This window comes from Microcystis aeruginosa NIES-4325, from assembly GCF_008974145.1.
GTDB classification, from domain to species: Bacteria; Cyanobacteriota; Cyanobacteriia; order Cyanobacteriales; family Microcystaceae; genus Microcystis; species Microcystis aeruginosa_G.
Genome location: NZ_BJKP01000015.1, coordinates 77,272 through 86,729, shown reverse-complemented (window position 1 = coordinate 86,729; position 9,458 = coordinate 77,272). Strand labels below are relative to the sequence as shown.

The following is a 9,458-nucleotide window of genomic DNA, read 5'->3' as shown; positions in this document are numbered from 1 at the left end:
ATAGGCAAAAGGCAATAGGCAATAGGCAAAAGCTTTATCGAAATGTGTAATTAATTTTGCTTAGGTACTTAGTAAGACTTATATGACCAGAGTAGAGGGTGAGAACACACGTTTAAGACATTATCTATCCCGATTACATCGCAAAACAATCTGCTATTCTAAGTCTACAGAAATGTTAGGATACTCTATTCGTTTATTAATTCATTATCTGAAGTTTCAAGAAGTGCCTATTCCTTACTGATTCATAGCTTAATTCAGCAACGCCCGCCAGCCTTTCCTCCCTGCTCTGAGTGAGTGGGGCTAATACATGGATACCTCTACTGGTAGATTCTGACTGGCGTGCTTACCTTGACCTTGGTTAAGGGTTGGTAGCGACAATTGGGGATGCCTCTGGGTATCTTGGTTCGACTGACTCTCAGGCTAGAAAGCTCTTTTGAGGGAACAACCTTTTTGTCTTAGCCTTAATTGGAGGCTATCATATTTTCATGCTTGGCGGTGCCAACTTTGACATCGGGACTGACTTAATTCCGCCCTCCCAATGTTCCACAGTTGGATATCGCTTGTTTTTCGGTTTCACTCAGGGGTTCCCACCATTGACATAGACTATCTATCATAAAGTCACTCGTTTTGTAATAACCTCCAAAGTTAAGATAAAGTCGGCTCTTATCCTCATCAACAATGCCACAGGGAATATATTTGGCTCTTCTGGTTTCTGTGTGGAAACGAGGTCTATACTGATAGTTTATTTAACAAAATAGTCCTAAAAGTGTTTCCCAGTAAAGATTTCACGATTTTATAAGCAAAAATTATCACACAAAGTCAAGAAGAACCCTTTGTCCACTGGCAGATGACATTGTTGTTCTCGAAAACGGTAAAATTAGCGAAGTAGGAACCCACACAGAACTGATGAGCAAACGAGGACGATATTACCTTATGTTTACCCGTCAAGCTAATAGTTATCAATCTAAAAAACCCTGGTGTGCAAGGGAGGTTAAATTGTAGGAGAAATCCAACCCTGGGGATTTTAGTCCGGTTTCCCTCTCTCGCTCTGGAGTGAGAGAATAGTCATACTTAGTTTTTTTGTCCCGATTGAGAGTATTTTCTCAGATAGATCATTGTCGATCTAGGGATAAAAAACAGTAATTTCGCCCGATATAACCTTTGATTTGCCCCTATGACCGTAAAAATCGCTCTTAAACCCAATCAGATTCAAAATCTCGATCTCTCATCTTTAGAGACTATTATTCAAGATTATCAGTCCCGATCAGCGATCGCCGAACTGGAGCAAGCTCTACAATTAGATATAGATTATCCTCGTGCGGAGGGTGATATGCGGGAATTATCGGAGATACCGGAAGTCAGACTGTGGTTTCTGCGTTTAGATGCGGTTTATCCCTGGTTAATCTTTATTCTTGACCCAAAACATGGAGAAATTGCTCGTTATGCTGCTATGTTGGTCCCCCATCAATTCCATCGCGGTGAAGGAATTCAATATAATCCCGAAGCTTTAGAGATTTTTGTGATGCAAAAACTCTTTATTTTGTCTGATTGGCTGAAAAGTCAGCAAATTCCTGCTTTATCTCGCTTAAAATTTTTCGCTCAACAGTTTGGTTACGATATCGATGAGGAATTTCTCTCTAGTCTCTAAAGACTCCCTGGGCTGACTAGATAAGGTATTTTAAATATATGACAAGCTACTGTCTCGCCCAATTTAGCGCCACCAATACCCCTATCAGAGAATCATGGATACAAAATCCTTTAAACGTACCCTACAGCAATCGGATAACTATAACCGCAAGGGATTCGGTCATAAAGAGGAAGTAATGGATGCGATGACCAATGAGTATCAAAGCGACCTGATCCAAAAAATTCGTGAAAATAATTATCGTTTACAACGGGGGGACGTGACGATCTATCTCGCTCAAGCTTTTGGTTTTTGTTGGGGGGTAGAACGCGCAGTCGCTATGGCCTACGAAACTCGTCAACATTTTCCCCAGGAACGTCTCTGGATTACTAACGAAATTATTCACAATCCCTCGGTTAATCAGCGTCTGCGATCCATGGCTGTGGGTTTTATTCCGGTGGAAAATGGCCAAAAAGACTTTAGTGTGGTGGAATCGGGGGATGTGGTGATTTTACCCGCTTTTGGGGCTAGTGTCTCGGAAATGCAAATACTTAACGACAAGGGTTGCATGATTGTGGATACCACTTGTCCTTGGGTTTCTAAGGTGTGGAATTCCGTGGAAAAGCACAAAAAAAGCGCCCATACTTCGATTATTCACGGCAAATATAATCACGAAGAAACGATCGCCACTAGCTCTTTTGCCGGCACTTATCTAATCGTTTTAAATTTAGCTCAAGCTAATTATGTCGCTAATTATATTCTCCACCGTGGCGATAAAAATGAGTTTTTAGAGAAGTTTAAAAATGCCCATTCCCAGGGTTTCGATCCCGATCGCGATCTGGATTATATCGGTATTGCCAATCAAACCACGATGCTGAAAAGTGAAACGGAGGAAATTGGCAAACTCTTCGAGCATACTATGTTGAAAAAGTACGGACCGATCAATTTTAAAGATCATTTCATGAGTTTTAATACCATCTGTGATGCCACTCAAGAGCGTCAAGATGCCATGTTTGAACTGGTGAAAGAACCGCTTTCTTTAATGGTGGTAATTGGCGGTTATAATTCCTCTAATACCACTCACCTACAGGAAATAGCGATTGATCGTGCCATTCCCTCCTATCATATCGATAGCGCCGAGCGCATTCTCCTCGGTAATCGCATCGAACATAAACCTTTAGGTGGCGATTTAATCATCACCGATAACTGGTTAAATGAGGGAAAAATTGTCGTCGGAGTGACTTCCGGTGCTTCCACTCCCGATAAGGTGGTAGAAGAGGTAATCGAGAAAATTTTTGCGCTCAAATCTTCTTTAGTCCCCGGTTAATTAGCCTGGGTGTGTTAGCCTTTGGCAAGATATTTTTATCCGTGGGATTGCTGACAAACTAACGACTGCAATCTATCTTGACATTGACTTTAGAACCGTTGGGTTCTTCTCGTTTCTGTCTGGAAGGAAGAGCCAATATTTTCCTAAAAACGTCGGGTTTTATCGATTCCGTAGATAATTCCCGTCACCACGGAAGAGAGAATTAATAACAAAATTAATCCTCCTGGTAAAAAAGATAATATTCCCATGCCGCGCAATATATAAACTAACACGGTGACTAATAGGAAACTGAAAAAAAGAGACTTTAAATAATTAGAATTTAAGCGCATTTACTTAGATTAACACTTCCTCTTGAGTTAAGTTTAACTTTTCGGCAATCATTGCTAGGATTTCTTCTTCCTTTTTTCCGTTACTGATAGATTCCAGTAAAGCTTTTTTTCCTTTTAAACGGAAGTTTCCCGATGGTAAAAGCATTTTTTCCGTCTTATTTACAATCCGAACTATAGTTGATTCTGATATTTGACCGCTTGTACCAATGTGAAAATATGTTCTATATTCTCGCCAATATTCTAACTTTGCCAAAACTTGTTCTTCTATAGATAGTTTAGGTTTCGGTCTTCTTTTCGATACTGAATTAGATTCAGCTTCAACACTTTTTACTGATTCTACCATCTTTCTGTAGGTTTGTTTATACACGCCGAAACGGCGTTTGAACTGTTCAGATGATAAGTTTTGATAATCCATATTTTTGCTAATAAACATAGCAAAAATATGGATGATTTCCTGACCTCAGATCACATTTTATTCTTTTTTCCACTTCCATCTAAAAATCGATAAAAAAGCATATCCCTCGATCATACCATAAAAAAGTTATGCAAGAGGTCTAGTATTCAGGAGATTATTTTTATTTGTTCTCCCCAGACTCCACTTCCCCACACCCCCTTCCCCATCACCCCATTTCCCATAGACCAATTTAAATGTGCGGACAGCTTAAACGTGATAGTTTAGATCTGATCGGTAATGTGAAGTTGGGACAATAATGACCAGAGTAAATCCGAAGTTAATTATTCATGGGGGAGCGAGTTCCCTAGAGGACAAGGGTGGTTTAGAATCAGTGCGCGATTCTCTCCGGGGGATTGTTAAGAATATTTACAACATCCTTGACAATGGTGCTAGTGCTGTAGAGGCGGTGACAAAAGGATGTATGTTACTGGAGGATGAACCGCGATTTAATGCCGGGACTGGTTCGGTGGTGCAATCGGACGGTCAGGTGCGAATGAGTGCAGCCTTGATGGATGGTCGTCACCAGCGTTTAAGCGGTGTCATTAACGTCTCGCGGGTACAGAATCCCATTAGCCTAGCCCAATTTCTCCAAAGTCAAGAGGATCGCATTCTCTCGGAAATTGGGGCTGCAGATCTGGCCAGAGAATTACAAATTCCCCTCTATGATCCCCTAACCGATTATCGGATTCAGGAATGGATGGAGGAAAGAAAGACGAATTTTAATCGCAAAATGGCCCGTTTATTTGCCGACTCGTCAGCGCAACGGGGAACTATCGGGGTGGTGGCTCTTGATCAGCAAGGAGACATCGCCGCCGGAACTTCTACCGGGGGGAAGGGATTAGAAAGAATCGGTCGCGTTAGTGACAGTGCGATGCCGGCCGGCAATTATGCGAATCCATGGGCGGGAGTAAGTTGTACGGGGGTCGGGGAAGATATTATCGATGAGTGTTTAGCCGCTAAGGTGGTCATTCGCGTCACCGATGGTTTTTCCCTCGCCGCTGCCGTGGAGAAATCGATGCGCGAATCCCAAACTAATGGTCGGGATCTGGGCATGATTTCCCTTGATCGTCAGGGTAATATTGTTTGGGGGAAAACTGCGGAAATTCTCTTGGCTGCCTATCACGACGGTCAGGCGATCGGTGATACCCTAGAATGGCACGGTGAAAATGTGGGTTTAATCGGTCATGTAGCCGTCGGATAGTGGAACAAACTGCGATCGAGCCCAGTCTTTTCGGTTAATCTGTACAAGATAGTTCTTCTCAAAAATCTCCGTGTGGCAATACATTATTCCTATTTTTGACCCCGATGTGAAAAACTGGTCAGCCGAGGCGCGATTATTGCGCTGGATGACTTTTTTGTGGCTGTTAGTCGGGTTAGTGGTGCTTTTTTCCGCTTCCTACGCTCTGGCTGACAGTCGCTTTGATAACGGACTATACTATTTTATCCGCCAATTAATCTGGCTTTGGATTGGCTTAATTGGCTTTAATTTCCTGGTGCGATTGCCGATCGAGAAACTTCTCAAAATCGCCCCCTGGATGATTTTATTAGTTTTAGGATTAATTTTGATCACTCTCATCCCCGGTTTGGGAGCTAATATCAACGGCGCCACCCGTTGGATTAAAATCGGGCCGATTCTCTTGCAACCTTCGGAATTGATGAAACCGTTTCTCGTCCTGCAAGGGGCGGCGGTTTTCGGTGGTTGGCCGCGTTTAAATGTCAATCAACGGTTAACTTGGATCGCTATTTTTGGGCTAATTCTAGCGGGCATTCTCTTACAACCTAACTTAAGTACCACTGCTCTGTGTGGTATAACTCTCTGGCTGATCGCTCTTGCCTCTGGTCTGCCTTTATCTTACATGACCAGCACCGCTTTACTGGGTGTAACTATGGCCGTGGTTAGTGTTACTTTCCGCGAATACCAGAGAAAACGGATTTTATCTTTCTTAGACCCCTGGCAGGATCCCCGGGGTGATGGTTATCAATTAGTGCAGAGTTTACTGGCGATCGGTTCTGGCGGAACCACTGGCAGCGGTTACGGTTTATCCCAACAAAAATTATTTTATCTACCCTTCCCGGATACGGATTTTATTTTCGCTGTCTTTGGCGAGGAATTTGGTTTTATTGGCGGTATTTTACTGTTAATCATGCTATTTCTCTACGCTACCCTCGCCCTGATCGTGGCGGTTAAATGTCGTCATCGCATCAAAAAATTAGTGGCGATCGGGGCGATGGTAATTTTAATCGGTCAATCCCTGTTAAATATCGGTGTGGCCACCGGTTCTTTACCCACTACTGGCTTACCTTTCCCTCTCTTTAGTTATGGCGGCAGTTCCAGTTTAGCTAGTCTCTTTTTAGCAGCCCTCTTAATCCGGGTGGCTAGGGAAGAAAATGACCTAGAGCCAGTTCCCACTAGCAGAAAAAGTCCTCAGAAAACTGTCTCTTTGAAGTCTCCATCTTTTTCAAAGGATGGATTCTAATCGTTGAATCTCTGCACAATGAATTGACGCTTCTGCTTAGGTACTTAAAGAAAATTGGTATAAGTCCCGTTAATCGGGTGGCGTGGCAGCATCGGAGCTTACTGCTATAATTACTTACGGACAAAGATAATAAATAAAATTTATGGGCGACTTTTTTGATAACGTGAGCCGTTACCCCCGCTATCTGATTAGCTTTAGTTTAGGGATTTTCTTCGCCAGAGATTGACAGTAAATCCGTTGAGTATAGGCTACATATCAGGACAAGCAATAGGCAATAGACAAAAGGGGTAATAGATAATCAGTCTTTAATAACCAGATTTAGTATCACACCCCTTCTTGTCTCTGATTAGGGTTTGTAGCTGCTTGAGTTTAGCCTGATCAGCTTAGCTTTTCCTGCGCTTTTTTTCGGCTTGAGATTTTGAGTTTTAGGGTAACTGCTTGAGTTTTTTTTAATTACCCCTTGACAATCAAAACAGTCGCTACGAGGCGATGGGATCAAACTTAATAAACAATTAGCAAGTATAAGCATTTGATGTCCCTGTTGCTGATGCACCAGTCACCACATCAACTGCGCGAATTACAGCAGGATTAACTTGATTTGGCCAACAGTTTGCCTGGAAGAAATTAGTTTCTGCCGAAAACTGTCCCTGTGCATCTGCAAGATCTTCTGTCAGATGGAATGGATTCTTTTGATTGACTAGATTCTCAACATAGAACTTGACTCTTCCACTAGGGGTAAAACCCTTACCGCTAACCCTTATGGCTCCACCAGTTTGATTCTTTGTAGTAGAAACAACGATTGATGGACTCACTGGTTTATCCAATAATTCCCAACCCTTCCAGGGGGGTACGCCATCCCACCACTTGTGCCAAACACCATCGTCCATCCCACGGGCAAAAATATCAAGCCTGTTAGTTCCCCAAGAAACAACTGTAGGAGGTCCTTGGATTTTGCCTCCCAGTGATTGCCATCCACTCCAACTGCCAGGACTTCCATCGCCATAATTATGATACACAGCCCCCTCTTTTTGTTCGCGTATAAATACGTCCAGCCGTCCTTTTGACCATGCAACCGCAGCAGGAGGGTCAGATGTACCAGGTCTATTGGTGTTAATCGGACCACCTACATCATACCAATCTAATTGTGATGGTTTCCAGGGAAATACTCCATCCCATGACTTGTGTTTAATGCTACCATCCCACGACCGGACGAAAATATCAATCCTCTCAGCCCCCCAAGAAACAACCGTTGGCGCTCCTTTTAACGGTGAGCCACCTAGTGTTTCCCAGCCGCTCCAGTTGTTAGGATTGCCATTTCCATAGTTATGGTACACATTCCCGTCTAAACCGAGTACGAAAATGTCTAAACGACCTTTAGACCATGTTACTGCGGCAGGAGGCTCAGATGTGTTACCCCCCAGGGGTTGCCAATCTAATTGTGAGGGTTTCCATCCCTTCCCATCCCACCACTTGTGGTAAATACCATTATCCGTGCCACGAGCAAAAATATCGATTCGATTATTTCCCCAAGAAACAACTGTAGGAGAACCTTGAATCAGACCACCCAGTAGTTCCCATCCTGCTAAAGGTTTATTGTTGTTACTTCCATAATTGTGATACAGAGCACCATCGACACCGCGGGCAAAAATATCCAGTCGATTGCTAGACCATGCCACTGCCACTGGGTAATCCGTAATCCCTCCCCCAAGCGGCTGCCAATCAAAGTTAGATGGTTTCCACCCGGCGTTGTTGTCGAACCACTTTCGATAAACACGACCGTCGACACCACGAGCAAAACAGTTCAACCAAATAGAGTTTTTTACTATTGGTTCTGCCTGTTCAAACAAGCTTTTGTATTTTGTGGCAATTGGATAGGGAATTGTGGCAATTTTTAACATGGGATATACATGAATTAGGAAATAAGTGTTTAATTTTAACTATTCTTGCGAACTTATAGCGTTTCTCATGCCTGTGTGGCACAGTTTAACCTTTGCTGATTAAGCTTTTTAATATCGATAATGTACCTCTTGCGAACAGTAAACGCTATATTATCGAGCTTACTGTTCGACGAGCATAACTGTAATCCTAGACGGATTTTTTCCATACAACAGCCTTTTTAAGATTTTCTTAAAAATTAGAATTTATCCATCTAATCACCCTCTACCCCAGCACCGCATTCTTAGTCGTTGCTGAATCAAGGTATCAATGCCAACCTTGCAGCCATCCAAAAGTTAGTTTGGAGCTAAGTTTTAAAAATCCCTTATTAGTCGGCGGAACTCCTGACTCTCTCCACAAAGATTTGATATTCGATCGCTGTCATCCGGCTATTAATTATCCTCTTTTGGTTAGCCCAAATTCAGGCATCTATCGATGCCCGTCGCAAGCTCGAAAGTAGCTGTACCTTTAACTTGATCTAGAGTAGAGTGATTCCGTATTTCTCTTCAGCCAGATAGTCATACCACTAAATAGTACAAAAGTCTATAGATTCTGTTAAGTCCCATTAATCGGACGGCGTGGCAGCATCGAAGCTTACTGCTATAATTACTTACGGACAAAGATAATAAATAAAATTTATGGGCGACTTTTTTGATAACGTGAGCCGTTACCCCCGCTATCTGATTAGCTTTAGTTTAGGGATTTTCTTCGCCTTTTTCGGCTGGTTAGCCCCTTTATTAAAAAATCCCCTCACAGCGATCGCACTTGTGGGTTTTCTGGGGGGAACTTTCGCCTTTCTTTATTTCACCCTCAAAGCCATGCTCGGATTAGCTTGATACAATGGTAAGGGTTTCGCTGTTTTTAGGGGACGAAAATTATGGCCAACGATCGTCGAGTATCTCGCGTGTCCTCGCTAATTAAGCGCGAGGTCAGCCAAATGTTATTAATGGAAATTAAAGATGATCGCGTCGGCACTGGTATGGTTAGCGTTACCGATGTGGATCTCTCCCACGACCTGCAACACGCTAGAATTTTTGTGTCTATCTACGGCAACGAAGCGGCAAAGGCCGAAACTATGGCTGGGTTAAAAGCTGCCGCGGGATTCGTCCGGCGCGAACTCGGTCGACGCATCCGTCTCAGACGTACCCCCGAAGTGGTCTTCCTAGAAGATTCTTCCCTTGAACGCGGCGATCGAATGTTACACCTTCTTGATCATATTAAAAGCGATCGACCCCCAGAAGATGACGATTCCGAAGAGGAATAAAACTATTAGCCGTCTTTTTTCTCCCTGTCCCCTGTCTCCTGATAACTG

General features: G+C 43.1%; 9 protein-coding genes and 3 pseudogenes. 8 read left to right on the top strand and 4 right to left on the bottom strand.

The features are described 5' to 3' along the window. Nucleotides 1–64: 64 nt before the first annotated feature. Nucleotides 65–241, top strand: a pseudogene (locus tag MiAbW_RS10610) (IS1 family transposase); the annotation flags it as partial. A gap of 280 nt (nucleotides 242–521) precedes the next feature. Here the strand turns inward: MiAbW_RS10610 and MiAbW_RS10605 are convergent. Continuing rightward, nucleotides 522–680, bottom strand: coding sequence for a hypothetical protein (locus MiAbW_RS10605; protein WP_238707247.1), 159 nt, complete (start codon nucleotides 678–680; stop codon nucleotides 522–524). 494 nt (nucleotides 681–1,174) lie between these two features. Between MiAbW_RS10605 and MiAbW_RS10595 the strand changes: the two genes are divergently transcribed. Both MiAbW_RS10595 and MiAbW_RS10590 read left to right on the top strand, forming a co-directional pair. Next, a complete protein-coding gene (locus MiAbW_RS10595) occupies nucleotides 1,175–1,648 on the top strand; it encodes a CRR6 family NdhI maturation factor (RefSeq protein WP_151696094.1) in 474 nt (157 codons plus the stop codon). A gap of 94 nt (nucleotides 1,649–1,742) precedes the next feature. Then, nucleotides 1,743–2,951, top strand: a complete 1,209-nt coding sequence (locus MiAbW_RS10590; protein ID WP_151696093.1) for a 4-hydroxy-3-methylbut-2-enyl diphosphate reductase — start codon at nucleotides 1,743–1,745, stop codon at nucleotides 2,949–2,951. A gap of 143 nt (nucleotides 2,952–3,094) precedes the next feature. On the opposite strand, the gene MiAbW_RS10585 is transcribed toward MiAbW_RS10590, so the two are convergent. Beyond that, nucleotides 3,095–3,280 carry a hypothetical protein gene (locus tag MiAbW_RS10585; RefSeq protein WP_151696092.1) on the bottom strand — a complete coding sequence of 62 codons (186 nt, stop codon included), beginning with the start codon at nucleotides 3,278–3,280 and terminating at the stop codon, nucleotides 3,095–3,097. 94 nt (nucleotides 3,281–3,374) lie between these two features. After that, a pseudogene (locus MiAbW_RS10580) lies at nucleotides 3,375–3,713 on the bottom strand (helix-turn-helix domain-containing protein); the annotation flags it as partial. 277 nt (nucleotides 3,714–3,990) lie between these two features. Here MiAbW_RS10580 and MiAbW_RS10575 point away from each other — a divergent pair. The 3 genes and pseudogenes from MiAbW_RS10575 to MiAbW_RS20685 form a co-directional block, all read left to right on the top strand. Further along, nucleotides 3,991–4,935 (top strand): isoaspartyl peptidase/L-asparaginase, encoded by a 945-nt coding sequence (locus MiAbW_RS10575; RefSeq protein WP_151696090.1) that lies wholly within the window; start codon nucleotides 3,991–3,993, stop codon nucleotides 4,933–4,935. Between the two features lie 70 nt (nucleotides 4,936–5,005). Then, nucleotides 5,006–6,211, top strand: coding sequence for an FtsW/RodA/SpoVE family cell cycle protein (locus MiAbW_RS10570; protein ID WP_151696089.1), 1,206 nt, complete (start codon nucleotides 5,006–5,008; stop codon nucleotides 6,209–6,211). Nucleotides 6,212–6,353: 142 nt separating this feature from the next. Continuing rightward, nucleotides 6,354–6,428: pseudogene (locus tag MiAbW_RS20685) on the top strand (DUF751 domain-containing protein); the annotation flags it as partial. A 295-nt stretch (nucleotides 6,429–6,723) separates the two neighbouring features. Here MiAbW_RS20685 and MiAbW_RS10560 read toward each other — a convergent pair. Next, entirely contained in the window at nucleotides 6,724–8,109 is a 1,386-nt protein-coding gene (locus MiAbW_RS10560) for a carbohydrate-binding protein (RefSeq protein WP_151696088.1), read from the bottom strand. A gap of 675 nt (nucleotides 8,110–8,784) precedes the next feature. Between MiAbW_RS10560 and MiAbW_RS10555 the strand changes: the two genes are divergently transcribed. Together MiAbW_RS10555 and rbfA are read left to right on the top strand one after the other, a co-directional pair. Then, nucleotides 8,785–8,982 carry a DUF751 family protein gene (locus MiAbW_RS10555; RefSeq protein ID WP_002737592.1) on the top strand — a complete coding sequence of 66 codons (198 nt, stop codon included), beginning with the start codon at nucleotides 8,785–8,787 and terminating at the stop codon, nucleotides 8,980–8,982. A 41-nt stretch (nucleotides 8,983–9,023) separates the two neighbouring features. After that, nucleotides 9,024–9,410: a 30S ribosome-binding factor RbfA gene (gene rbfA / locus MiAbW_RS10550; protein WP_151696087.1), complete on the top strand. Its 387-nt coding sequence runs from the start codon at nucleotides 9,024–9,026 to the stop codon at nucleotides 9,408–9,410. Nucleotides 9,411–9,458: the final 48 nt, after the last annotated feature.

Coding starts and splice junctions, on each gene's coding strand:
- MiAbW_RS10595 (WP_151696094.1), top strand. CDS start 1,175: ATGACCGTAAAAATCGCTCTTAAACCCAATCAGATTCAAAATCTCGAT.
- MiAbW_RS10590 (WP_151696093.1), top strand. CDS start 1,743: ATGGATACAAAATCCTTTAAACGTACCCTACAGCAATCGGATAACTAT.
- MiAbW_RS10585 (WP_151696092.1), bottom strand. CDS start 3,280: ATGCGCTTAAATTCTAATTATTTAAAGTCTCTTTTTTTCAGTTTCCTA.
- MiAbW_RS10575 (WP_151696090.1), top strand. CDS start 3,991: ATGACCAGAGTAAATCCGAAGTTAATTATTCATGGGGGAGCGAGTTCC.
- MiAbW_RS10560 (WP_151696088.1), bottom strand. CDS start 8,109: ATGTTAAAAATTGCCACAATTCCCTATCCAATTGCCACAAAATACAAA.
- MiAbW_RS10555 (WP_002737592.1), top strand. CDS start 8,785: ATGGGCGACTTTTTTGATAACGTGAGCCGTTACCCCCGCTATCTGATT.
- rbfA (WP_151696087.1), top strand. CDS start 9,024: ATGGCCAACGATCGTCGAGTATCTCGCGTGTCCTCGCTAATTAAGCGC.